This window comes from Kribbella sp. NPDC056345 (assembly GCF_042262745.1).
Taxonomy (GTDB): domain Bacteria; phylum Actinomycetota; class Actinomycetes; order Propionibacteriales; family Kribbellaceae; genus Kribbella.
Genome location: NZ_JBHJQQ010000005.1, coordinates 434,415 through 459,288, shown reverse-complemented (window position 1 = coordinate 459,288; position 24,874 = coordinate 434,415). Strand labels below are relative to the sequence as shown.

Genomic DNA, 24,874 nt, shown 5'->3' with positions numbered 1-24,874 from the left:
CGCTGTGGTCAACTTCCTGCCATGAAGCGTCCGGCCGCCCTTGTTGCGCTCATCTTCGCGGTGCTCACCGCGTTGCTGGTCGCGCCTGCGAGTGCGGCGTACGGCGTCCGGATCGAGGTGCTGTCGGCGCCACGGCCGGACTTCGTCAGCGACGGAGACGCGCTGATCGGCATCACCGGGCAGAACCTCGAGGGCCTCGTCGTCGAGCTGAACGGCCAGGACGTCACCGACGCCTTCACCCGAACCGCGGACCGGCTGATCGGTGTGGTGCGCGGGCTGGTGCTCGGCCGGAACACGCTCACCGCGGGCGAGGCCCGGCTCGGTATCACGAACTACCCGCGCTCCGGTCCGATGCTGGCCGGCCCGCACGAGACGCCGTACATCTGCGGGACGGCCGGTTTCACCACCCTCGCGAAGGTCAAACTCGGTCCGGCGACCGGGCCGAACTGCTCGGTGCCAACCCGCGTCGACTACCTGTACCGCTCCACGGTCGACCGGTCGCTGAAGGTGCTGCCGGCAACGAAACCCGCCGACCTCGCCACCACGACCACGTCGGACGGCCGGCGGGTGCCGTACATCGTCCGCGTCGAGACCGGCGTGATCAACCGGTCGATCTACGAGTACGCCGTACTGCATGACCGCGCGCAAGGTCCGCCGACCGCGCATCGGCCACCGTCGGCTTGGAACGGCCGCCTGGTCTACAGCTTCGGCGGCGGCTGCCCGGGCGGCTGGTACCAGCAGGGGAGCAACACTGGCGGGATCAACGACGACGTACTGCTGGGACGCGGGTACGCCGTTGCCTCGTCGAGCCTGAACGTGTTCGGGGTGAACTGCAACGGGGTGCTCGCGGCGGAGACGATGACGATGACGCGCGAGCACATCGCCGAGACGATCGGCGTACCGCGGCAGACCATCGGCTGGGGTTGCTCCGGCGGTTCGTACCAGGTCTTCCAGATCGCCGACAACTATCCGGGGCTGCTGGACGGGATCGTCGCGGCATGCGTGTTCCCGGAGGTCGGGTTCGCCACGCTGCACACGATCACCGATGCGCTCCTGCTGGATCACTACTTCCGGTCGGCGGACGGCTGGACCTCCGAGCAGAAGCGTGCTGCCGCCGGCTTCGGCAAGGTCGAGACGATCGCCAACCTGGCCGGCGCCGGGCGCCGGATCGACCCGCGGGTCTATTGCCCTGAGCAACTACCTGTGGAACAGCGGTACGACCCGGCGACGAACCCGGGCGGCGCTCGGTGCGACGTCTACGACCACCAGGTGAACATCTGGGGCAAGGATGCCGCTGGTGCCGTTCGGCGGCCGCTCGACAACGTCGGGATCCAGTACGGCCTGGCCGCGCTGAACGCCGGCAAGATCACCGCGGCCCAGTTCGTCGATCTGAACCGCGCGATCGGTGGCTTCGACGCCGACGCCAACTTCGTCCCCGGCCGCACGGTGGCCGATCCGCTGGCGATCGAGACGGCGTACCGGACCGGACAGCTGATCAACGGCGGCGGGGGACTGGCGAGCACCCCGATCATCGAATACCGGCAGTACCTGGACGAGCAGCCGAACGGCGACATCCACCTGATGTTCCACTCGTTCTCACTGCGTGAGCGGCTGGTGAAGGCGAACGGCGACGCGGACAACCAGGTGATGCTGGTGCAGTCCGGCGACGCGCCCGGCGGCTTCAGCACCGGCAACCCGGTCGTTCTGTCCGCACTGAAGGCGCTGGACCAGTGGATGGATGCCATGGACGCTGACACCGGTCCCGGCTCGTCGCACAGCCGTCTGGTCCGCAACAAGCCGTCCTCGCTGGTCGAGGCCTGCTGGACTCCGCAGGGCACGAAGGTCGTCGAGAAGCAGGTCAACGGCATTGGTACGACGCGGTGCAACACGCTGTACCCGGTGTGGCCGGCCCCACGCCAGGTTGCTGGGGCCTCCGTCGCCAACGACGTCATCAAGTGCCGTCTGCGCCCACTGTCACCGGCCGACTACCAGGCCGACTTCACGCCGGCGCAATGGGCAGCGCTCCGACAGGCCTTCCCGCAGGGCGTCTGCGACTGGAAGGCACCGGGGGACGGCCAGCAGCGTCCCACTGAGGCGTGGCCCACCTTCTGAGCCGTGACGCTACGGATGGGGCAGCGTGATCGGCGTGTGACACGTGTGACTCGAGTGGTATTGGAGGTAGCCTGCTAAACATGGCGACCCGCACGTCTTCCCAGGCAGCGAAACGGCCCAGTACGGCCCGAGCCGCTGCCGGTGGACGCACCCGTCCGTCGGCCGCCCAGAAGCGTGGGCAGACCACACAGAGCAGTCGAGGCGCAAAGCGCGGCGGTGGTAGCACCGCTGCGCGGACCAGTACACCCAAAAACAGCGGTCCAGGGCCTTTCGCGGCCGCCATGCTGGCGATCGGCCGCGGCCTCGTGAAGCTGTGGATCGGCATCGCCCACCTGATCGGCCGGATGGCCCGCGGGATCGGCCATGGCGCCCGTGACCTGGAGCCGGAGCACCGTCGTGACGGTGCGGGCCTGTTCCTGATCGGGCTGGCGATCATCGTCGCCGCCTCGATCTGGTGGCACCTGCCCGGCGCGGTCGGCAACGGCGTGCGGACCGCGGTCGGCGAGAGCATCGGTGTGACCGGCTGGGCCGTCCCGCTGCTGCTACTGGCGATGGCCGTCCGGACCCTGCGGAACCCGGAGCGCAATGGCCCCGCCGGTCGCCAGATCATCGGCTGGACGCTGCTGTCGTTCGGTGTGCTCGGGCTGGTGCACATCGCCCATGGCATCCCGCGGCCGAGTATCCCGGGCGATGCCCCGCTGCACGATGCGGGCGGTGCGGTGGGCTACATCATCTCCGCGGTGCTCGCTGACCTGCTGACGCAGTACGTCGCGTCGCCGCTGCTCGTGCTGCTCTCGATCTTCGGTCTGCTGATCATCACCGGTACGGCGATCTACGCGATCCCGCTCCGGGTGCGCGCAGCGTTCGACGTACTGATGGGCCGGACCGAGCTTCCGGAGGAGGCTGCGGCGCCGACGTCGGAGTCGTCCACCGACGACACCGTGCGGCTCACCCGCAAGGAGCGGCGCGCCAAGGCGGCCCTCGAGGACGACGGCGATCCCACGATCAAGCCGTACGACTCGCCGGTGCTCGAAGGCCGCGAGATCTCCAAGCGCAGCCGCAAGCCGAAGCCCGCACCGCCGGAAGACGACGCGTACGACGTCGACGCGCAGGCCGGAGCTGCTGCCGCCGCACCTGCCACGCCGGACTTCAAGGTGCACGACGCACCGACTCCGGAGCCGCCGCCGCACACCCCGATGCCGCAGCGCGTCGAGCAGCTCAGCCTGTCCGGCGACATCACCTACACGCTGCCCGACGGTCAGATCCTGAAGCCAGGATCGGTGCACAAGGCCCGGACCAAGGCGTCCGACGCGGTCGTCGACCGGCTCACCGAGGTGTTCGAGCAGTTCGGCATCGACGCCCAGGTCACCGCCTACACCCGCGGCCCGACGGTCACCCGGTACGAGGTCGAGCTCGGCTCCGCGGTCAAGGTCGAGAAGGTCACCGCGCTGTCCAAGAACATCGCGTACGCCGTCGCCTCGGCCGACGTCCGGATCCTGTCCCCGATCCCCGGCAAGTCCGCGATCGGTATCGAGATCCCGAACACCGACAAGGAGATCGTCAGCCTCGGCGACGTGATCCGTTCGGCGACCGCCCGGAACGACCACCACCCGATGGTGGCCGGCCTCGGCAAGGACGTCGAGGGCGGCTTCGTGGTCGCGAACATGGCGAAGATGCCGCACCTGCTGGTCGCCGGGGCGACCGGTTCCGGCAAGTCGTCGTTCGTGAACTCGCTGATCACCTCGGTCCTGATGCGGGCCACCCCCGACGAGGTGCGGATGATCCTGGTCGACCCGAAGCGGGTCGAGCTGAACAACTACGAGGGCATCCCGCACCTGATCACCCCGATCATCACCAACGCCAAGAAGGCCGCCGAGGCCCTGCAGTGGGTCGTCCGCGAGATGGACATGCGGTACGACGACCTCGCGGCGTTCGGCTTCCGGCACGTGGACGACTTCAACAAGGCGGTCCGCGGTGGCAAGGTGAAGCCGCCACCAGGGTCCGAGCGCGTGCTCACGCCGTACCCGTACCTGCTGGTGATCGTCGACGAGCTGGCCGACCTGATGATGGTCGCGCCGCGCGACGTCGAGGACTCGATCGTCCGGATCACCCAGCTCGCCCGGGCCGCCGGTATCCACCTGGTACTGGCCACCCAGCGGCCGTCGGTCGACGTCGTCACCGGTCTGATCAAGGCCAACGTGCCGTCCCGGCTCGCGTTCGCGACCTCGTCGCTGGCCGACAGCCGGGTCATCCTGGACCAGCCCGGCGCCGAGAAGCTGGTCGGTCAGGGTGACGGTCTGTTCCTGCCCATGGGTGCGAGCAAGCCGATGCGTATCCAGGGGTCGTGGGTCACCGAGTCCGAGATCCGCGCGGTCGTCGAGCACACCAAGACCCAGCTGGAGCCGACGTACCGCGAGGACGTCACCGCGGTCGCCGCGCCGAGCAAGGACCTGGATGACGAGATCGGCGACGACATGGACCTGGTCGTCCAGGCCGCCGAGCTGATCGTCTCGACCCAGTTCGGGTCGACCTCGATGCTGCAACGCAAGCTGCGGGTCGGTTTCGCCAAGGCCGGCCGGCTGATGGACATCCTCGAGAGCCGGGGCGTGGTCGGTCCCAGCGAGGGGTCCAAGGCCCGGGACGTCCTGGTCAAACCGGACGACCTGGAAGACTTCATCACCACCCTCCGAGGAGAGTGATCGTGACCGAAGCGAGCGCACTGACACGTCATCACGGCTTCGGCCTCGACGACAAACCCGTCCCGTTCACGATCCGGGCCTCCCAGAAGGTGCACGGGGGCCTCGCTCTCGGCGCCGGTCTGGTGGCCGTCGGTTTCGCCGCCTCCGCGTCGGGTACTCCGACCGGTGTACTGCGCTGGTTCGCAGCGGCAGCGTTCGCCGTACTGGCCGTGGTGTGTGCCCGGGCGCTGACGGTCGGGGACATGCTGGTGGCCGACGACGTCGGGATCCGGTTGCGGATCGGCGACGAATGGATCGGTACCCGGTGGCAGGAGATCGAGGAGGTGACGGTGCTGAAACGCCGGCATCCGCTCGACGACGGCCGGATCGCCGTCCATCTGCTGGATCCCGGACCGACCCTGGCCGCGATGCCGGGGACGACTCGCAAGACCGCCGATGCCAACCGTCGTCTGACCGGGTCCTCACTCGCGGTACCGTTCGGGTTGACGGCACGGCCGTCGAACGGGGAAGTGGTACAGGCCTTGCACATGCTCGCGGACGCCAGATGTCCGGTGCGCGAGCAACTCTGACTTGTCCGTGACCCCAATGGGCGACGACCGTTGACTTGGTGTCGGCGGTCCGGCTGCCGGCATCCAGGAACTCATTGATGCTGATGGCCCGCACTTCGGATCGGGCGACGGAGAGGACGGTGACCACGTGAGCATCGGTAGCGAGCTCACGGCGGCCCGTGAACGGGCCGACATGACGATCGAGCAGCTGAGTGCCGCCACCCGGATCAGAACCGGGCTGCTCACCGCCATGGAGGCCGACGACTTCTCCCGCTGTGGTGGCAATTTCTACGCGCGCGGTCACATCCGGTCGATCGCGCGCGTGGTCAAGGCCGACCCGGCCCCGCTGGTGGCGTCCTTCGACGCGGAACACGCCGCGGAGGAGGAGAAGTCCCGTCGCGAGGAGCGCGCCGCGGTCAAGGGCCCGACCCTGCACCCGGCCCGCCCACGCTGGGGCATCGTGCTGGGCGCGATCCTGGTCGGCCTGATGGGCTGGGGGATGGTTCGGCTCTTCACGCTGCCGAGCGACGTCGAGGCGAACGCGTCGAAGACGACCGCCACCACGACGATCACCACCCAGCCGCCGAAGCCGACCCCGAAGCCGACGGTTGTCCCGACCAAGAAGAAGCCGGTCGCGCCGCCGGTGGTGCCGACGAGGACCACGCTCACCCTGACCGCGAAGAACAACGGGTCCTACGTGACGCTTCGCGACAAGAAGGGCAAGCGTCTGTTCCAGGGACTGGTCGGTCCGGGTTCGGTGCAGACGGTGACCGCGGTCGGCGACATCCGGGTCTCCGCCGGTGCCCCGGGCAACCTCGTGGTCAAGGTCAACGGCAAACCCCGGGCCACCAAGCTCTACCGCTTCGTTGCCCACCCCGACGGGACCCTGACCAAGAGGTAGCACCGGTCACGGTTAGGTGTGCGGCTGGGCGGCGCGTCATACTCGTAGTGATGACTACGCCACCCGTCACTGTTGCCCTGGTCACGCTGGGCTGTGCCCGCAACGACGTCGACTCCGAGGAACTCGCCGGCCGCCTCGAGGCCGGCGGCTTCCAGCTCGTCGACGACGCCGCCGACGCGGACACCGTGGTGGTGAACACCTGCGGTTTCGTCGAGGCCGCCAAGAAGGACTCGGTCGACACCCTGCTCGCGGCCGCCGACTACAAGGACTCCGGCCGCACCCAGGCCGTCGTCGCCGTCGGCTGCCTCGCCGAGCGCTACGGCGACCAGCTCGCCGAGGCCCTCCCCGAGACCGACGCAGTCCTCAGCTTCGACGACTACGCCGACATCTCCGACCGCCTCCGCTCCATCCTCTCGGGCACCAAGCACCACCCCCACACCCCCCGAGATCGCCGCAAACTCCTCCCCCTGAGCCCAGCCGCCCGCCAGTCAGCCACCCCCGTAGCAACCCCCGGCCACGGCGACCACGCGCACGGCGGTCCAGGCACGCTCGGTGACCACATCCCCGCTGCACTCAAGCCGGTTGGTACGCCGGACTCTGCCGCCGACACCGCTCAGCCTCTCAAGGGGCGAATGGTGGCTGCCTCCGGTGGAGCCCGCGAGGAGCTGAAGATCGACGCGCCCGACCTCGCGTCGGCTCCGGCCAGTGGGCCGCGGGTCATGCGCCGCCGGCTCGACGGTGGCCCGATGGCGCCGCTGAAGCTGGCGTCGGGTTGTGACCGCCGGTGTGCGTTCTGTGCGATCCCGATGTTCCGCGGTGCCTTCATCTCCCGCCGCCCCACCGAGGTCCTCGGCGAAGCCCACTGGCTCGCGGAGAACGGCGTCCGCGAACTCTTCCTGGTCTCCGAAAACTCGACCTCCTACGGCAAGGACCTCGGCGATCTCCGTCTCCTGGAGACCCTGGTCGCCGACATCGCGGAGGTCCCCGGCATCACCCGGGTGCGCGTCTCGTACCTGCAGCCCGCCGAGATGCGCCCGACGCTGCTCGCCTCGATGACGTCGACCCCCGGCGTCGTCCCGTACTTCGATCTCTCCTTCCAGCACGCCTCCGGCCCGCTCCTGCGCCGGATGCGCCGCTTCGGCGACTCCGAACGCTTCCTCGAACTGATCGCCCAGGTCCGCGCCGCCGCCCCGGCCGCCGGCATCCGCAGCAACGTCATCGTCGGATTCCCGGGGGAGACCGAAGAAGACGTCGACATCCTCTGCGACTTCCTCTCCCGGGCCGGCCTGGACGCCATCGGCGTCTTCGGCTACTCCGACGAGGACGGCACCGAGGCCGAGACCTACGACGGCAAACTCGACGAGGACACCATCGCCGCCCGCCTCGACCGCGTCACCCGCCTCGCCGAAGACCTCACCTCCGCCCGCGCCGAGTCCCGCATCGGCGAACTCGTCGAGGTCCTCGTCGAATCCCTCGGCACCCCCGAACCCGACACGTCCGACACCGACTCCTCGGACACCGGCGCAGCGGGGACGGACGCCTCGGGCGATTCGCTGGTGGCTGGGCAGACGGGTGAGGGACGCGCGGCTCACCAGGGTCCTGAGGTGGATGGTTCGACGACGTTGGTCGGGCTTCCGGAGGGCGTCCGGATCGGTGATCTGGTCTCCGCGAAGGTGGTCGGCAGCGACGGTGTGGACCTGATCGCGGAGTTCGCCGCGGTGGTGAATCCCCAGGACGACCGTCCGGCCGCTAACCTGACCGCGTGACCAACCCGCCGAACCCGGTTCCGCAGGCCGGGCGGATCCACGCGCCGAGCGCCTGGAACGTCCCGAACGCGCTCACCGTGCTGCGGCTCGTCCTGGTTCCGCTGTTCGTCTGGCTGCTGCTCCGCCACGACGGCAACGACACCGGCACCCGCCTGCTCGCCACCGGCGCCTTCGTGGTCGCGATCGTCACCGACCGCTTCGACGGTGACATCGCGCGCCGCTGGAACCTGGTCACGAACTTCGGCAAGATCGCCGACCCGATCGCAGACAAGGCCCTCACCGGAGCCGCCTTCATCGGCCTCTCCCTTCTCGGCGAACTCCCGTGGTGGGTCACCGTCGTCGTACTGGTCCGCGAGTGGGGTGTCACCGCCCTCCGTTTCTGGGTCATCCGCCACGGCGTGATGCCCGCCAGCCGCGGCGGCAAACTGAAGACCGTCCTCCAGGCGATCGCGCTCGGCCTCTACCTCCTTCCGTGGCAGTCCTTCGGCCTCCTGCACTGGACGGCGATCCTCTTCATGACCGCCGCCGTAGCCGTCACCCTGATCACCGGCGTCGACTACCTGGTCCGCGCCCTCCGCCTCCGCGCCGCCGCCAAACACCCCCTCCCGTAGTCATGCGGCACCAGGGGCCGTCTGGTGACCAGGGCGACGCCGGACAGGATGACCAGCAGGCCGATGATCGTGCTGACGGTGAAGTGCTCATCCAGGAACACGCTGCCCCACAGCAAGCCGAACACCGGCACCAGGAACGTCACAGACAGCGCACCTGTCGGACCCACCAGCGCCAGGATCCGGTAGAACAGTGCGAAGCCGACCGCGGTGCAGCCAACGGACAGAGCCAGTACGGCGACCGCGATGCCCGGGCTGGGGAGTCCGCGCGGAGGCAAGGCAAAACTCGGCAGCAACAGAACCAGCGCGGCCCCCAGTTGCTGACCGGTGGCAACGGTCGTCGGTGGAGTGGAGGGAAACCTCGCCTTCGCGTACAGCCCACCGACGGCGTACAACACCGCCGCGGCCAAGCTCGCAACGACGCCGAACGCCAGCTCCAGGTCGACCTGCAGCGGACCCAGTCCGACGACAACGCAAACCCCGAGTAGCCCGAGGAGAACGCCTGCCAGCCGATACGTCGAGAGTTCTTCCTGTCGACGTGCTGCGCCGATCAGCAGGGTGAACAGCGGCGTGGTGGCGTTGAGGATCGCGGCCAGGGAGGCGGTCAACCACAGCTCCGCCACGGCAATCAATGTGAACGGCACTGCGGCTGAGAGCGTTCCGAGGACGACGTACCCCTTCCAATCCGTCCGCCAGTTCGGTAGCCGGCCGAGTCCGGCCACGACCGCAAGCAGAATCAGTCCGGCGATCAGGACACGCGCCTCCATCAGCACCACCGGGCCGAGGGCTGGTACGGCGATCCGGATGAACAGGAACGAGGCACCCCACAAAGCTGCCACCGTCACCAGCAACAGGCTGGCACCGGCGGTCGAACGGTTTGTCATGCCTCAAAGGAATAGGCCATGCTGTGAAGAGGAGGCAAACATGTGTAACTCATCAGAGCATGAGAGGGACTCATGAATCTCGCACAGCTCCGAGCCTTCGTCGGCGTTGTTGACGAAGGGAGTTTCACCCTGGCTGCCGCAGTCCTCGGCCTGACCCAGTCCGGTGCCAGCCATGCCGTCGCCTCACTGGAGCGAGAACTCGGCCTGCCCCTGATTCATCGCAGCCGGACCGGTGTCGTCGTCACCGCCCACGGTGAGCGCATACTGCGCCACGCCCGGGAAGCGCTCCACCGTGTCGACCGAATCGCCGAGGACGCAGCTGCAGCCACCGGCAGGTACGCCGGCCGCCTCCGCCTGGCCGGCGTACCGAGCGCCTGCCAGCTGCTGCCGCCCTTGGTCGCCGAGTTCGGCCGCCGCTACCCGGATGTCGAGGTGGTACTCCTCGAAGGCACCGACGACGAGGTAGACGGCTGGCTCGATGACGAGATCGCCGATCTCGCGGTTCGCAGCAGGACGGACTTCGCCGACGGCACGCCGCTTGCCGAGGACCGGATGGTCGCTGTACTCGACCGCGGCCATGCGCTTGCCGGGCAAGAGTCCATCACCCTAGCCGACCTCGACGACGATCCCTTCGTCCTGTCCGATGGCGGTTGCGAACCACTGATCCGCGAGCTGTACAAGGCGGCCGGCCTGACTCTGCGCCACAAGCTCCGCGTCCGGGACATGGCCACTCTGCTCGCACTTGTCCGCGAGCAGGTCGGGATCACAGTGATACCCGAGCTCTCCTTCACCGACCGGCAAGGACTCGTCGCGATACCCATCACTCCGGCGAGTCGCCGCTGCCTCACCCTTGTCACCAAGCACGCACCACGGATCGGCCCGGCCCGAGCATTCCTCGACCTCGCCGACCACACTTGGCGAGGGCAGCCGTTCCACAGCCTCGCCTGACGACAACCCGCGCGGACGAACGTCGCGGCCGTACAGCATGGGGTGAAATGGGGGTATGCAGAGCAGCGGTTCACGCGGGGTCGAGTGGTTGGTCGGAGTTTTGAAGGCTCGGGGCGAGACTTTGGCTACTGCTGAGTCGTTGACCGGGGGGATGGTCGGCGCGGCTCTGACGGACGTGGCGGGGGTGTCTGCGGTTTACCGGGGTGGAGTAGTGGTCTACGCGACGGACCTGAAGGCCAAGCTTGCGGGCGTTCCGCAGGACCTTCTGGACGCTGTGGGCCCGGTTCACCCCGACACTGCAGCAGCGCTCGCCACCGGCGTGCGAGAGCGTCTGGAGGCCACCTACGGGCTTGCCACGACCGGTGTGGCCGGGCCGGACCCCCAGGCGGGGGTCGAGGCGGGCACGGTGTACGTCGCGGCGGCCGGACCGGGATCTGTGCAGGTGCGCAAGCTGCAGCTGAGTGGGAACCGGAGTGCGGTCCGGCAGGGCACTGTGGTGGCCGCGCTGGAACTCGTAGCGACACTTGTGGCGGAAGAACTCGACTGAACGGGGTGTTGAGACCAGCATGGGAACAGGTAAGGCAGACTGGCGCGGCGCACCGAAGGTGGACATTGCGAGGAGTAGTGACCCGGCAACAGGTACCGTTGGTTCCCACGGTCGGGCTACGGTGCGAGTAGCAACGACCGGACAGGCGGAAGGGAGAAACCTCATGGTGCTGGTTCGTGGCCTGCTGGGCGACGTCCTGCGGCGCAAGCGGCTGCGCCAGGGGCGCACTCTTCGCGAGGTGTCTGCCGATGCGCGCGTCAGTCTCGGCTATCTGTCCGAGGTGGAGCGCGGCCAGAAGGAGGCCTCCAGCGAGCTGCTGGCGGCGATCTGTATGGCCTTGGAGGTGCCGCTCTCGGCTGTGTTCGCTGAGGTGAGCGAAGACCTGGCCCGTGAAGAGGCCCTGGTCCTGGCGCATCCGGCCATCGAGCCGGAGGTCGTGGCCTCCGCGGCCTGACCGTCGTCGACATCCGGCCGTCCCGGCAGATCGGGGGCGGCCGGTTGCTGTTGTCATCGGCGTCCCCCGCGGTGGCTCAGCAGCGGACTCAGGCTCGACCGCACGAGCTGTAAGGCGGGGAGCGGTGGATCGCCCGCCGCCCGGAAGATGCTGTTGGCGGTGAACAGATGGTTCGCCGAATCGGGGAACTGCAGCAGCTCGGCACGCTCCGGTGGTGGAAAGAACGCCGCCAGATCATCACCCTCGCCGAAGGTGTTGCCCTCGAGCACGGCCCAGGCGAGTGGCTTCAGGCTCAGATAGGCCGAGGCCGGCACCGGATCGAACACGATGATCTCGGGATGGCCGTACTGCGTGAGCCCGATCGTGTAGCCGAAGGCCGGATTCCGCTCGCCGTCACCCTGGACGTGCACCAGGGTCCAGCCGTACGTCCGGACCTTCGCCTCGATCGATCGCGAGAACTCCGGGGCGGTGATGCCACCGCAGACGTCACACATCAACTTCTCCTCTCACTCGAACAGATGTTCGATACGCCGGAGAAGATATCCAGTTCCCGGCCCACGACCGCAGTTATCCACAACCCACTTCCCCCGCGCCTGGCCGCCGTCCGCCGCGTGGCAGCGGCCGGGCTTTGAGTGTCGCCGGAAACCGAAGTCCGGCAGCACGGTGCTTCCGGTCGACGACATGCTCCCCGCACTCGCCGGCCCCGGCGGCGGACTTGACCCTGACGTCGCGTCAACCCTGCATGCTGGCTGTCATGAGCATCCCGCCGGCAACCGACCAGGTCCAGGGCCTGCAATCCGGCGCGACCGGGTCCAGGCGAAGTTGAGAGCAGGATCAGAACATGCTGACCATTGGTCAATTGGCTGCGTATGCCGGTGTCACGGTGCGGGCCGTGCGGCATTATCACCAGATCGGACTCCTGCCCGAAGCGGACCGGGACTCCTCGGGCTACCGGCGCTACGGCGCGAAGGCGGCCGTGTCGCTCATCAAGATCCGCACCCTCGCCAACGCCGGCGTGCCGCTGTCTCAGATCGGTCAGATGCTCCAGGCCGACGCATCGACCTTTGCCGACGCGGTCCAACGGATCGACAGTCGCCTGCGCGACGAGATCGAACAGCTCGAGACCAGCCGCAAGCAGATCGCGCAGCTCGCTGCCGGGGACAGTCTGACGCTCCCGCCGGAGGTGACCTCCTACCTCGATCTGCTGCGGGAGATCGGGGTATCAGAGCGAATCGTGGAGGCCGAGACAGACGGGTGGATCCTGGTTGTCGCCGCCTGGCCCGAAGACATCCCCGCGGTGATGGCTGCCAAAGTCGCGCAGCTCGATGACCCGCAACTCGTTCGGCTCTACCGGATCCTGTCGGAGATCATCGACAACGACGATGCAGGCGACGACGACCCGCGTCTGGCCGAAGCCGCCGACATCATGGCCGGCCTGGCCGAGCAGGCCTACACCTCCGGCGAGATCAACCCCGACGAGGTCGCGCACGACGACCTACCGCTGGACCTTCTGGACGCACTCGCCGTCGAGTCCGACCCGCGGACGGAGCGGATGCGGGACCTGATGCGCGAGCGCGGCTGGTCCGGCTGGAACAGGATCGAGCGGCTGGCCGAGCCCCGCGGCTAACCAGTCCGTTCGCGATTCACTTTTGAGAAGGGAAACCATGAACCTCAAGCTGTCCCCCTGGACCGGCATGGTCCCCATCGACGATTCGGCCTTGGCCGTGACCGACACCGAGGGCGACGGTGTCCCCGTGATCTACCTCAACGGCCACGCCGCCGTTCAGCGGAACTGGCGGCGGGTCCTTGCCGAGTTGGGGACGGAGTGGCGGCACATCACCTACGACATGCGGGGGCGTGGCAAGTCGAAGCGTTCGGCGGACTATTCGTTCGAGACGAACATCCGAGATGTCGATGCTGTCCTCGAGGCCCGGGGTGTGGCCCGGGCGGTGGTGGTGGGCTGGTCCTATGGAGCGTTTGTCGCGGCGCACTGGGCCAGTCGGAATCCGGACCGCACCGTGGGCGCGGTCTTGGTGGAGGGCGCGCAGCCCTACGACTGGTTCGACGATTCCATGGAGCCAGGGATGCGCAAGATCTGGAAGCGGATCTGGTGGCCCATGCAGCTGTTGCGCCCGTTCGGTCTGGCTCCACGGATGACCGCCGACCAGCTGGCGGACAGCAACGTCGAGGTCGGCAAGATCGCCCGCGAGCGTGACCTGGGCCCCGTGCTGGACAGCATCACCGTCCCGGCGCGCTACGTGGTCGCTTCCGGGGAGTCCTTCGGAAGCCAGGGCGGGCACGAACGGGTACGCGCCAGCCTCCCTGCGGTGACTGCCCGCAATCCGAACATCCAAATCAGCGCGAAGGTCGCCAGCAACCACGGTTCGATCCTGCGTAAGGACTATCGCGCCATCGCCGAGGCCGTACGTGAGGTCGCCGCCCTCAACCGCAAGGGAAACTGAAGACGTGTGGAGTGCCCGCCGGGCTTTGAGTGGAAGGGGATTGTTGCCAGAAACCGGTGTCCGGCAGCACGGTGCGTCCAGTCGGCGACTTGCTCCCCGCACTCGCCGACGACGCTGGCCAGGGGGCGAGCTGCAGGGAGCGTGGAAAGTGCGTCGGATTGTTCGGTCTACGGGCGGGAATCGGCGGCGGGCTGGCAGGTTGGGCACCAGTAGCTGACGCGGTCCCGGGGTGGGTCGCCGATCATCGCCGTACTGATGGTGGTCCGGCAGCGGCGGCAGGGTTTGCCGGCTCGCTCGAAGACCCAGGTGCGTTGACCGGGTCGGTCGTTCCCGGTGCTGACCTGGGTGCCGTTGCGGAGGTTTGCCTTCAGGAGTCGACGGCTGAGGTCGACGGCCGCGCCGAGGTCGACTGCCGCGACCGGGAGCCACGGATGCAGGCCGAGCAGGAAGCAGACCTCGGTGCGGTAGAAGTTGCCGATTCCAGCGAGGTTGCGCTGATCGAGGAGCGCTTCACTGATCGTGCGATCAGGCTCTGCCTGCAGGTTCGCGATCGCTTGGTCTCGGTCGAAGTCGGGGGACAGGAGATCCGGGCCGAGGTGGCCGACGACCGTGTCCTCCGCGTCCGTCGCGACGAGGTCGAGCACGGGCAGGCGGTAGCCCACGGCCGTCCAGGGTGCCGTCTCGAGCACCGCGCGCACCTGGTGGGCGGGCCCACCACGCCACTGCTCGTCCGGCCGGTACAGATGCCAGCTGCCGTCCATCCGGAAGTGGCTGTGCAGGGTCAGTCCGCCGGATAGCCGCATCAGCAGATGCTTGCCGCGAGCAACGACCTCGACGACCGTCCGGCCGCTCAGGTCGGTGGTCGCGAGTGCCGGGACGCGGAAGTCCGTCCGGATCAGCTCCTGCCCGCCAAGAGCCTGATCAAGACGTCTGCAGGCCCGCCAGACGGTGTCACCCTCAGGCACGGAGCCGGAGCCCCCGCGGAGTGGCGTGGAAGCCGGCCTTGGCCAGGGCATCTCCGAACGCAGTGTGCCGAACCTGCTCGCCATCTGCCGTCTCGACACTCAGCTTGCCCAGCTGACCGTCCCTGATCGACAGCGCCAGCGCATCAACGGCCGGCTGCAACAGGTCGACGTCCTCGGTGAAGCTCAGCACGGTCCGCCCGCCGCGCTCGACGTACACGATGAGTTGCCCGTCGACCATGACGACCAGAGCACCGGCCTTCCGCCCGGGTCGATGCCCGTTGGCGCCGTCACGCTCGGGCCACGGCAGCGCGGCCCCGTACGGATTCGCTGGATCGGATGCAGCCAGTACGACGGCCCGCGTGGCCGGCTCCTCATCGCGCCGCCCGCGCCTGGCGCCACCACCAGCACCACCGAGCGAACCCGGCAGCTCAGCCAGCGCCCGAAGCCGATCGACCGCGCCCGGCAACGCGAACTGCGCAGCTCCGAGCCCGGCCACGAAATACCCGCGACGGCACCGACCGGACTCCTCGAAGGCACTCAGCACCTTGTACACGGCGGCGAACCCACCCGGAGTTCGCTCGGTGATCACCGAGCCCCGCGTGACGATCCCGTACCGGTCGAGCAAGGTCTCGGCGGCGGCATGGGCCCGCCGGGTCGTGTCCTCGTTGCGGGCCGGAAGCAACGACCAGCGCCCGCCGGCAGTCGGCGGACCGCTGCGTGCGGGCATCGCCGGCCGACCCGGCCGCGCCGGGCGTCCTGGCCGCGCACGTGGTGTTGCGCGGCGGGTGCGATGACTACCTCGACCGCCGCCGACCAGCGATCGCACCGGCGTCAGCGTGTCGTTGGAGAGATGCCCCGCCCAGACCAGATCCCACAGCACGGTCACCAGCGTCTCGTCGTCCACCACTCCGGCCGCCGCACCCACCGCATCGCTGAGCTGACGGAAGAAGTACGCACCGCCACCCGACAGCGCATCGAGGACAGCCTGATGAGTGTCACCGATCTCGAACGACGGGTCCGGATCGGGCAGCGTCAGATCGCAGTTGTCGGCCAAGTGCAACGACACCCAGCCATCGGTCCCCGGCAACGACCCCGAACCGGCCCACACCACTTCACCGGTCGCGGTCAGCTCGTCCAGCATCGACGGCTGGTATCCGGGCACCCGCGACGGCAGCACGATCGACTCCAGAGCCGACGCCGGTACGGCGCATCCGGCCAACTGCTCAACGGCTCCGAGCAGTACGTCGTACCCACGGCCGCGGCTGCTCGTGATTCCCTGCCAGGCCGGCAGGAAGCGAGCCAGCGCCGACGGGTCGACCGGCTCGACCTCCTTGCGCAGCGCGGCGAGCGAACGCCGGCGCAGCAGCCGGAGAATCTCGCTGTCACACCACTCCATCGCGATGCCGCCCGGCAGGAACTCACCCTCGACGACCCGGCCGGCCGCAGCCAGCCGGCGCAGGGCGTCACTGACAACCGCGACGCCGATCCCCAAATGGGTGGCCAGATCGATGGCCCGGAACGGACCGTGCGTCCGCGCATACCGAGACACGAGATCGCCGAGCGGATCGGCGACCGGCTCGGCATGCGCCTCCGCGATCCCGGGCGGCAACGGCACGCCGAGCGCATCGCGCAAGCGCGCGACGTCCTCGACGACCGCCCACCGGTGCTCACCGGCGATCCGCACCCGGACCACTCGCCGCGCTGCGGCCAGATCCGTCAACCAGGACTCGGCGTCCGCGTCCTCGACACAACGCTGCGAGGCCTCGGACACCGACAGCGGCCCGACCAGACGCAGTACGTCGAACAGGCCTTCGGCATCGCGCGCACGCCGGTCCTCGGCGAGACGCTGCAGCTCGGCCTCTGTCCGCAACACGACCTCGGCGTCGAGCAGCTCCCGCAGCTCGGTGCGACCGAGCAGCTCGGCGAGCAGACCCTGATCCAGCGACAGCGCGGCCGCCCGCTTCTCCGCGAGTGGTGTGTCGCCCTCGTACATGAACGCGCCGACGTAGCCGAACAGCAACGACTTCGCGAACGGTGACGCTTCGGTGGTCTCCACCTCGACCACGGAGATCCGGCGCTCGCTGATACCGGTCAGCAGCTCCTTCAGGGCCGGCAGGTCGTAGACGTCTTGCAGAACCTCACGCAATGTCTCGAGCACGATCGGGAACGAACCGTACTTGCTGGCGACGCTGAGGAGCTGTGCAGAACGCTGACGCTGCTGCCACAGCGGCGACCGGCGCCCCGGATTCCGCCGGGGGAGCAGCAGGGCTCGCGCAGCGCACTCACGGAAGCGCGCTGCGAACAGCGCCGATCCACCGACCTCGGCGGTGACCAGATCCTCGATCTCCGCCGGGTCGAACAGCACCAGGTCGGCACCAGGCGGCGCCTCGTCGGTCTCCGGCAGCCGCAGCACGATCCCGTCGTCACCGGACACCGACTGCGCATCCATCCCGTACCGCTCGCGCAACCGGGCCGCGATCGCCAGGGCCCACGGCCCGTGCACCTGGCCGCCGTACGGCGAGTGGATGCAGACTCGCCAGTCGCCGAGCTCATCGCGGAAACGCTCCACGAGAATCGTCACGTCGTCGGGCACCCGGCTCGTCGCTTCGCGCTGCTCGGCCAGGTAGGAGACGAGGTTGTTCGCCGCATACTCGTCCAGGCCCGCGGCGCGCGCACGCTCGACTGCCTTGGCGGTCGGCAGCGATGCCATCTTCCGCACGAAGGCACCCGTGGCCGCGCCGAGCTCGGCCGGTCGGCCGACAGCGTCGCCCTTCCAGAACGGCAACCGCCCCGGCTGCCCGGGCGCGGGGGAGACCAGCACCCGGTCGTGGGTGATGTCCTCGATCCGCCAGCTCGAAGCGCCGAGGGTGAAGACGTCGCCGACCCGCGACTCGTACACCATCTCCTCGTCCAGCTCACCGACGCGGTGGTTGGTCGACTCGCCGACCAGGAAGACGCCGAAGAGGCCGCGGTCCGGGATCGTGCCGCCGCTGGTCACCGCCAGCCGCTGGGCGCCCGGCCGGCCGGAGATCTCCCCGCTGACCCGGTCGAACACGATCCGCGGCCGCAGCTCGGCGAACTCGTCCGACGGATAGCGGCCGGACAACATGTCGAGCACCCCGTCGTACGCCGAGCGGGGCAACGTCGCGAACGGGGCGCAGCGTCGTACCAGAGCGAAGAGCTCGTCGACATCGATGGTGTCGAGGGCAACGATCGACACGATCTGCTGTGCCAGCACGTCGAGCGGATTGGCCGGGATGTGCAGACTCTCGATCAGCCCGTCACGCATCCGCTGCACGACGACCGCGGTATCGATCAGATCACCGCGGAACTTCGGGAACAGCACACCGCGCGACACCGCGCCGACCTGGTGACCGGCCCGGCCGACGCGCTGCAGACCGCTCGCCACCGAAGGCGGCGCCTCGACCTGTACGACGAGGTCGACCGCGCCCATGTCGATGCCGAGCTCGAGGCTGCTCGTCGCAACCACACAGGGCAAGCGGCCGGACTTGAGATCTGCCTCGATCAGCGCCCGTTGCTCCTTGCTGACCGAGCCGTGGTGCGACTTGGCGATCAGCGGCGGCGCGGCCAGCGAGGCGCCGGACTGAGCCATGATCTGCGCCGGTGAACCCTCTTCAGCCAGCTCGAGCTCGGCGCGCTCGGCGGCGATCTCGTTGAGCCTGGCAGTCAGGCGCTCGGCGAGACGGCGTGAGTTCGCAAAGACGATGGTCGAGCGATGCTGCTCGATCAGGTTGAAGACCTGCTCCTCGACATGCGGCCAGATCGAGGCGTGCTGCGGCGGCCCGGCGGCCGAACCGGAGGTCTCCAGCTCGGTGCTCGCGAGCTCGGCCATGTCCTCGACCGGCACGACGACGCTGAGATCCCACTGCTTGGTGAACTTCGGCTGGACCACAGTCACGGGTCGCTCGCCGCCGAGGAACCGCGCGACCTCCTCGACCGGCCGGACCGTCGCCGACAACCCGATCCGTTGCGCCGGCTTCGGCAGTAATGCGTCGAGCCGCTCGAGCGTCAGCGCCAGGTGGGCGCCGCGTTTCGTCCCGGCGACGGCGTGCACTTCGTCGACGATGATCGTGTCGACGCCGCGTAACGACTCGCGCGCCTGCGAGGTGAGCAGCAGGAACAGAGACTCCGGAGTGGTGATCAGTACATCGGAGGGCCGGGTCGCGAAGCGCCGCCGGTCGGCCGCCGGGGTGTCGCCGGAACGCACCGCGACCTCGACGTCGATCGGTGCCTCGCCGAGCCGCCGCGCGGTCTCGCGGATCCCGATCAGCGGTGCCCGCAGGTTGCGCTCGACGTCGACGGCCAGCGCCTTCAGCGGTGACACGTAGAGCACCCGGCAGCGCAGCTTCGGATCCTCCGGTGGCGGATTCGTCGCGAGCCGGTCGAGCGCCCAGAGGAAGGCAGCCAGCGTCTTGCCCGAGCCCGTCGGGGCGACCACCAGCGCGTCCCGGCCCGCGGTGATCGCGTCCCACGCCTCGAGCTGGGCCGGGGTGGCCGCCTCGAAGACGTCGCCGAACCACGCCCGGGTCGCGGGCGAGAACCGGCTCAACGCGCTGGTTTTCTTCACGACGACCATCTTGCCGGGTGCCTCCGACAGTTTTCGATACCTTCCTCCGATGTGAAGGTTGTCGGCGCGGTCTGGAATGATCGTCACCATGAAGAACCGCCGCCTCCGTGCCGCGATCGTCGTGGCCTGTCTGTTCGCCCTGACCGGGTGCGCGAAGCTCGATGCCGACCTCAAGGTCGGATCGGACGAGACCGTCTCCGGGTCGATGCAGATCGGCATCGACAAACAGTTGCTGGAGGCCAGTGGCCAGTCCCTGGACAAGATCCGGGAGCGGATCGGTACCAGCATCAAGCAGCTGACCACGGAGGGCGTCGACTGCCAGCCGCTCGACGACGACCAGTTCATCGGTCAGAAGTGCACGTTCGACAACGTGCCGTTCGAGAAGATGGGCCAGTCGAGCGGCGAGGGTGTCGGCTTCCGCAAGCAGGACGGCAACATCGTCGTCACCGTCAAGGCGCCCGATCTCAGCTCGCTCGCGGGCGGCGGGCAGCAGCCGCAGGTGAACTTCAAGATCACCATGCCGGGCAAGATCCTCGAGCACGACAGCGGTGCCCGGGTCGACGGCCGGACGGCGACGTACGACAGCCTCGACAAGCTGGGCAACATCTCGCTGACCTCGAAGGCCGGCGGTGGGTTCCCGGCCTGGGCGATCGCGCTCATCGTGGTGCTGGTGCTGCTGGCCGGTGGTGGGGTCGCGTTCTACCTGCTGCGCAGCCGCAAGGCCAAAGCCCAGCAGGGCTACGGACCCCCGTTCCCGGGGCAGTATCCGGGCCAGCCCCAGCAGGGCCAGTGGGGACCGCAGGACGGCGGCCAGCCGGGCTACGGACCCGCCCAGCAGTACCCGCCGCAGGGTCCAAGTCAGTACGGTCAGCCAGGTCAGTACGGCGGCCAGCCCGGCCAGTACGGCGGTCAGCCCGGTCCGCAGCCGGGTCAGGGACAGCCCGGGCCGTACGGCGGTCAGCCGGGACCCCAGCCAGGCCAGGGCCAGCCGGGTCAGGGCCAGCCGGGTCCGTATCCGGGACCGCAGCCGGGGCAGCCGCAGTACCCAGGGCAGCCGCAGCCTGGGCAGTGGGGACCGCCGCCTCAGGGTCCGCAGCACGGACAGCAGCCGCCGCCGCAGCAGGGCGGCTGGGGACAGCAACCTCCGAAGGACAACAACGGGCCCGCATGAGACTGACGGAGTTCTGGGCGCGGATGGACCATCACCTCGGTCCCGCGTACGCACGGACCTGGGCCGAGACCCAGGTCGTGGAGGAACTGGAGGGCCGCACGGTTGTCGAGGCCCTGGCCGAGGGCGAGGCGGCCAAGACGGTCTGGCGGGCCGTGTGGGCCCACCTGCAGCTGCCGCCCAGCGAGCGCTGAGCGCTCAGACGGTCCAGCCGGTGCGGGTGGCCCACTCCTCGGCGGGGAGATAGATCAAGTCGCAGACCGGATCCTTCAGCTCCGCGTAGTCGCCGACGTTGTCGAACGGCAAGGCGGCCGCGCGGCGCTTGAACTCGCCGTACGCCTGTGCGGTGTCGGGGTGACTGCGCAGGTAGTCGCGGAACAGCAACGCATAGCGCTGGTTGGCCCGGCCGGCCACGCGGATGTGCAGATTCACCCGGCGGCGGTACATGGGCTCCACCACCAGGCGTTTGATCCAGTGGTGCTCGTCCGCGGGCAGTCCGGGCACGGGGTGGTCACGCTTGGCGCTCGGGCGGAAGTCCCAGTTCTCGGCGACCATCCGCTCGACCGCGTCGTCCAGCTCGGACTCCGCCGCGACCGTCACCTGCATGTCGAGGATGTCCTTGGCCGGCAATCCGGGCACCGACGTCGAGCCGATGTGGTCGATCCGCTGCGCGAGTTCACCGAGGATCACCCGGACCGCCTGCGCGGTCTTCTCGAACTGGGCGGGCCAGGTCTCGTCCGGGCGCACGACGGAGATCGCATTCATGGGTCGATCATCCCAGCCGCCGAGTCCAGGGTCGATCAGAGCGGCTTGACCCGGAACGTTCCGTTGGTGAGCAGATCCGCCGCCTCGTACGCCGCTTTGCGGATGCCCTTGCGCTCGTCGAAGAACCCACCGATCACGCCCACCCCAGGCAGCTGGCCGATGAACCGGGCCCCGAGACTGCCGCGCGGCCGCTCCTCGAAGACGTCCCCGAGCCCGGCGAGCAGCTTGCTGATCCGCCAGACCAGCCGGACGCCCTTGCGCAGGCCGGCCTCCTCGGAGTCATCGCCGAAGCCGAGCTGCTTGGCGACATCCTGGCCGGCGGCGGTCGGGTCGTCGTACCGGATGACGTCGTCAGGGGTGATCGGGCGGTCGGTGAGGACACGGGCGATCACCGCTACCCGGTCGGCATGGGCCTCGACGCCGTACTCGCGGCAGACCGCGCCGATCACCATCGCCTGGACGGACGCGCCGAGGGTGTCCTTGATCGGGAGCCGGTCGGCCGCGGCACCACTGATTCGCGGCAGGCCCGCGATCACGGCCGCGAAGCCGCCGAGCCGCTCGACCCACCAGTCGCAGCGCTTGGCCAGCGGCAGCGTCGGCCACTCGGCATGGCCGGGGACCTTCATCTGCAGCAACCGGTCGATCGCCAGGATCAGGCCCTTCTCGGCCAGGTTGGGGCGCTCCTGCGCGGAGTACTCGGTGAGCAGGCTGCGGATGCCGAACGGATCCTGGGTGCGGAGCGCGTCGAGAACGGAGTCGATCCCGAACTCGACCCGGCTGAGGGCGAGGACAACGGCGGAATCGGGGACGTCCGGGCGCTCGGTCACGCCCGCAAGAGTAAGGAGTCGGCGGGCCAGTTCGGTTGCCTTGGCAGGCTTCGGCGTGTCAGTTTGTGATTCGAACAGGTGTTCGGGATAGTTTGTGCTCCGGGAAGGGCGGCGGACGGCCTGGTTGTCCACAGATTCGTGGTGGCGGCGAAAACTGTCCGTGGCGCCGAATATCTTCTCTGGCGAGACGAAAATCCTTTGGGCGGCTGGAAGTTCGCCCCGATTACGAGATGGGTCAGGTGGCAGTCTGATGGCTGGTGCAACAGCAAGCGCGGAGCGCAAGGAAGCCGACCGCGAGAAGGCGCTTGCGACCGCGCTGACGCAGATCGAGCGCGCATGTGGCAAGGGCTCGGTGATGCGCCTGGGCGAGCAGAACAGGCCGCCGATCGAGGTCATCCCGACCGGTTCGATCGCGCTCGACATCGCGCTCGGGATCGGCGGGCTCCCGCGCGGCCGCGTGGTGGAGATCTACGGCCCGGAATCCTCCGGTAAGACGACGGTCGCCCTGCACGCGGTGGCGAACGCACAGCGGGCCGGCGGGATCGCGGCCTTCATCGACGCCGAGCACGCTCTCGACCCGGACTACGCGAAGAAGCTGGGCGTCGACACCGACGCGCTGCTGGTCTCGCAGCCCGACTCCGGTGAGCAGGCGCTGGAGATCGCCGACATGCTGGTCCGCTCCGGCGCGATCGACATCGTCGTGATCGACTCGGTGGCCGCGCTGGTGCCGCGCGCCGAGATCGAGGGCGAGATGGGTGACAGCCACGTCGGTCTGCAGGCCCGGCTGATGAGCCAGGCGCTGCGGAAGATGACCGGTGCGGTCAGCGGGACGAACACGACCGCGATCTTCATCAACCAGCTGCGCGAGAAGATCGGCGTGATGTTCGGCTCCCCGGAGACCACGACCGGTGGTAAGGCGCTGAAGTTCTACGCGTCGGTGCGGCTGGACGTGCGCCGGATCGAGTCGCTGAAGGACGGCACCGACGTGGTCGGCAACCGGACCCGCGTCAAGGTCGTGAAGAACAAGGTGGCCCCGCCGTTCAAGCAGGCCGAGTTCGACATCATCTACGGCCAGGGCATCAGCCGCGAGGGCAGCCTGCTCGACCTCGGTGTCGACCAGGGCTTCGTCCGCAAGGCGGGTGCGTGGTTCACCTACGAGAGCGACCAGCTCGGTCAGGGCCGGGAGAACGCGCGGAACTTCCTGCGCGACAACCCCGACCTGGCCAACGAGCTGGAGAAGAAGATCAAGGAGAAGATGGGCATCGGTCCGACCCTGGACCAGCCGGCCGACGACAAGGCCAAGGCCGCCGAGGTCGATGTCGACTTCTGATCGACCCACCGCGGGCGGCAGCACTCCTCGGCACTCACCTGCCGAAGAGGCTGCCCCCGCGGCGCTGTCTCTGCCCCACGAAGAGCGTCTCGCCTACGCCCGCCAACTCCTGGCCCGCGGGTCGGCCGCCCTCGACAGCGCGGCCCCCAAGCCCTCAGCCCGAGCCAGCCGCCCGCAACGAGCCAGCGCAGCTGAAACCGCTGCTCCGCTCGGCGAGACGCTGAGCGCAGGCAACCCGCCTGACCCAGACAATGCGGCTGGCTCGACCGGTGTGAGCGGCGATGCGGGAGCGGCCGGTGCGGTCGGTGTGAGCGGCGATGCGGGAGCGGCCGGTTCGGCGCGGGTGGACGGCGGCGCGCTGGCGGCTGGGTCTACCGGAGCGGGCGGTGCGGCAGCACGGAAGACTGGCGCGGGCGGTGCGGTGGCGCGGAAGACTGGCGCGGCCCGTGGTTCGGCCGCTCGGGGTCGGCGGGATGTGATGCCGAGCGAGAAGCTTGCCGATGCCGATGCCGATGCCGATGCCGCTGGCGCTGGCGATGGCGATGCTGGAGTACGTGCTGGTGGGCGTCAGGCTGCCGGCCGGACGGTTGACCCTTGGGGCGACTTGGACGACGACTTCGCCGGGGACGACCCGGAGAGCACGAAGCGCCGCAGTACCGGAATCAGGCGGAGCGAGTCGGCCGACTACTGGGCCGAGGCCAAAGCCTTCGCCGGAACCGAAGAGTCCGGCACGGCTGCCTCAGTGCTAGAGCAGCCCACCCGCTTTGACCCCTGGGCCGACGACACTCCCGCCTCGACCTCCGACCTGCCCGGCGCGCAATCGCCAGCCGCGTCCAGCACGGCGGGGCCCAGCTCCACCGAGCCGAAGGCAAACTCCGCCCAGGCGGCGCGGAACCCGGCCGCTGATGTTTGGGGGACAGACTCACCCGCCGAGCCAGCCGGCCCTGCTGCGCCGCAACACCGGACCTCGAATACCTCGTCTGCTGCTGCGAGCACAGTTGATGCCGAGGTGGATGCGTCTGCTCCCGAGGCAGTTGAGGTTCCTGCGGTGCGGCGTGGGCGGGGTGGTGCGGCTGCGCGGGCCTCGCGGGATGCCGTGGTGGATGCGTCTGCTTCCGAGGCGGCCGTGGCGGATGCGGTTCCAGTGGTGCGGCGTGGGCGGGGTGGTGTGGCTGCGCGGCTCTCGCGGGATGCCGTGGGGGATGTGTCTGCTCCCGAGGCAGTTGAGGTTCCTGCGGTGCGGCGTGGGCGGGGTGGTGCGGCTGCGCGGGCCTCGCGGGAGGCCGTGGGGGATGTGTGGGG

At 69.0% G+C, this 24,874-nt stretch carries 20 protein-coding genes and 1 pseudogene; 15 read left to right on the top strand and 6 right to left on the bottom strand.

Going from position 1 to position 24,874, the window contains the following annotated elements:
* Positions 1–21 precede the first annotated feature (21 nt).
* From ACFCV3_RS20905 to pgsA, 6 genes are all read left to right on the top strand, one after another.
* A complete protein-coding gene (locus tag ACFCV3_RS20905; RefSeq protein WP_376032110.1) occupies positions 22–2,112 on the top strand; it encodes a DUF6351 family protein in 2,091 nt (696 codons plus the stop codon).
* An 80-nt stretch (positions 2,113–2,192) separates the two neighbouring features.
* On the top strand, positions 2,193–4,811 hold the full coding sequence (locus ACFCV3_RS20900) for a DNA translocase FtsK 4TM domain-containing protein (RefSeq protein ID WP_376032108.1): 2,619 nt from the start codon (positions 2,193–2,195) through the stop codon (positions 4,809–4,811).
* A 2-nt stretch (positions 4,812–4,813) separates the two neighbouring features.
* Complete coding sequence (locus ACFCV3_RS20895; RefSeq protein WP_376032106.1) at positions 4,814–5,380, top strand: hypothetical protein; 567 nt, start codon at positions 4,814–4,816, stop codon at positions 5,378–5,380.
* Positions 5,381–5,507: 127 nt separating this feature from the next.
* On the top strand, positions 5,508–6,260 hold the full coding sequence (locus ACFCV3_RS20890; protein ID WP_376032104.1) for a helix-turn-helix domain-containing protein: 753 nt from the start codon (positions 5,508–5,510) through the stop codon (positions 6,258–6,260).
* Positions 6,261–6,310: 50 nt separating this feature from the next.
* Positions 6,311–8,026, top strand: a complete 1,716-nt coding sequence (locus ACFCV3_RS20885; RefSeq protein WP_376032102.1) for a MiaB/RimO family radical SAM methylthiotransferase — start codon at positions 6,311–6,313, stop codon at positions 8,024–8,026.
* A complete protein-coding gene (gene pgsA, locus ACFCV3_RS20880; protein ID WP_376032100.1) occupies positions 8,023–8,637 on the top strand; it encodes a CDP-diacylglycerol--glycerol-3-phosphate 3-phosphatidyltransferase in 615 nt (204 codons plus the stop codon). Before ACFCV3_RS20885 ends, pgsA begins: the two co-directional genes overlap by 4 nt.
* Here the strand turns inward: pgsA and ACFCV3_RS20875 are convergent.
* Positions 8,583–9,518, bottom strand: a complete 936-nt coding sequence (locus ACFCV3_RS20875; RefSeq protein ID WP_376032098.1) for a DMT family transporter — start codon at positions 9,516–9,518, stop codon at positions 8,583–8,585. The genes pgsA and ACFCV3_RS20875 overlap by 55 nt on opposite strands.
* Positions 9,519–9,590: 72 nt before the next feature.
* On the opposite strand from ACFCV3_RS20875, the gene ACFCV3_RS20870 reads away from it, so the two are divergent.
* From ACFCV3_RS20870 to ACFCV3_RS20860, 3 genes are all read left to right on the top strand, one after another.
* Positions 9,591–10,466: a LysR family transcriptional regulator gene (locus ACFCV3_RS20870; protein WP_376032096.1), complete on the top strand. Its 876-nt coding sequence runs from the start codon at positions 9,591–9,593 to the stop codon at positions 10,464–10,466.
* 55 nt (positions 10,467–10,521) lie between these two features.
* Positions 10,522–11,013, top strand: coding sequence for a CinA family protein (locus tag ACFCV3_RS20865; RefSeq protein WP_376032094.1), 492 nt, complete (start codon positions 10,522–10,524; stop codon positions 11,011–11,013).
* A 163-nt stretch (positions 11,014–11,176) separates the two neighbouring features.
* Positions 11,177–11,467, top strand: a complete 291-nt coding sequence (locus tag ACFCV3_RS20860; protein ID WP_132404581.1) for a helix-turn-helix domain-containing protein — start codon at positions 11,177–11,179, stop codon at positions 11,465–11,467.
* A 53-nt stretch (positions 11,468–11,520) separates the two neighbouring features.
* Here ACFCV3_RS20860 and ACFCV3_RS20855 read toward each other — a convergent pair whose 3' ends face one another.
* A complete protein-coding gene (locus ACFCV3_RS20855; protein WP_376032092.1) occupies positions 11,521–11,961 on the bottom strand; it encodes a DUF4262 domain-containing protein in 441 nt (146 codons plus the stop codon).
* Between the two features lie 347 nt (positions 11,962–12,308).
* Here ACFCV3_RS20855 and ACFCV3_RS20850 point away from each other — a divergent pair, with 347 nt between their 5' ends.
* Complete coding sequence (locus ACFCV3_RS20850) at positions 12,309–13,094, top strand: MerR family transcriptional regulator (RefSeq protein WP_376032090.1); 786 nt, start codon at positions 12,309–12,311, stop codon at positions 13,092–13,094.
* 37 nt (positions 13,095–13,131) lie between these two features.
* Positions 13,132–13,929 carry an alpha/beta fold hydrolase gene (locus ACFCV3_RS20845; RefSeq protein WP_376032088.1) on the top strand — a complete coding sequence of 266 codons (798 nt, stop codon included), beginning with the start codon at positions 13,132–13,134 and terminating at the stop codon, positions 13,927–13,929.
* A gap of 167 nt (positions 13,930–14,096) precedes the next feature.
* Here the strand turns inward: ACFCV3_RS20845 and ACFCV3_RS20840 are convergent, their stop codons facing one another.
* Together ACFCV3_RS20840 and ACFCV3_RS20835 are read right to left on the bottom strand one after the other, a co-directional pair.
* On the bottom strand, positions 14,097–14,894 hold the full coding sequence (locus tag ACFCV3_RS20840) for an Fpg/Nei family DNA glycosylase (RefSeq protein ID WP_376032086.1): 798 nt from the start codon (positions 14,892–14,894) through the stop codon (positions 14,097–14,099).
* Positions 14,887–19,491 (bottom strand): ATP-dependent helicase, encoded by a 4,605-nt coding sequence (locus tag ACFCV3_RS20835; protein WP_376032084.1) that lies wholly within the window; start codon positions 19,489–19,491, stop codon positions 14,887–14,889. Before ACFCV3_RS20835 ends, ACFCV3_RS20840 begins: the two co-directional genes overlap by 8 nt.
* 79 nt (positions 19,492–19,570) lie before the next feature.
* Here ACFCV3_RS20835 and ACFCV3_RS20830 point away from each other — a divergent pair, with 79 nt between their 5' ends.
* Together ACFCV3_RS20830 and ACFCV3_RS20825 are read left to right on the top strand one after the other, a co-directional pair.
* Complete coding sequence (locus tag ACFCV3_RS20830; RefSeq protein ID WP_376032083.1) at positions 19,571–20,653, top strand: LppM family (lipo)protein; 1,083 nt, start codon at positions 19,571–19,573, stop codon at positions 20,651–20,653.
* Positions 20,650–20,844, top strand: coding sequence for a DUF3046 domain-containing protein (locus tag ACFCV3_RS20825; RefSeq protein WP_344164258.1), 195 nt, complete (start codon positions 20,650–20,652; stop codon positions 20,842–20,844). The genes ACFCV3_RS20830 and ACFCV3_RS20825 overlap by 4 nt, the downstream gene beginning before the upstream one ends.
* A gap of 4 nt (positions 20,845–20,848) precedes the next feature.
* On the opposite strand, the gene ACFCV3_RS20820 is transcribed toward ACFCV3_RS20825, so the two are convergent.
* Both ACFCV3_RS20820 and ACFCV3_RS20815 read right to left on the bottom strand, forming a co-directional pair.
* Complete coding sequence (locus ACFCV3_RS20820) at positions 20,849–21,415, bottom strand: GrpB family protein (RefSeq protein WP_376032080.1); 567 nt, start codon at positions 21,413–21,415, stop codon at positions 20,849–20,851.
* A gap of 35 nt (positions 21,416–21,450) precedes the next feature.
* On the bottom strand, positions 21,451–22,242 hold the full coding sequence (locus ACFCV3_RS20815; protein ID WP_376032079.1) for a hypothetical protein: 792 nt from the start codon (positions 22,240–22,242) through the stop codon (positions 21,451–21,453).
* A 250-nt stretch (positions 22,243–22,492) separates the two neighbouring features.
* On the opposite strand from ACFCV3_RS20815, the gene recA reads away from it, so the two are divergent.
* Together recA and ACFCV3_RS20805 are read left to right on the top strand one after the other, a co-directional pair.
* Positions 22,493–23,572 (top strand): recombinase RecA, encoded by a 1,080-nt coding sequence (gene recA, locus ACFCV3_RS20810; RefSeq protein WP_132404563.1) that lies wholly within the window; start codon positions 22,493–22,495, stop codon positions 23,570–23,572.
* Positions 23,559–24,874, top strand: a pseudogene (locus ACFCV3_RS20805) (hypothetical protein); the annotation flags it as partial. The gene recA and the pseudogene ACFCV3_RS20805, both read left to right, overlap by 14 nt.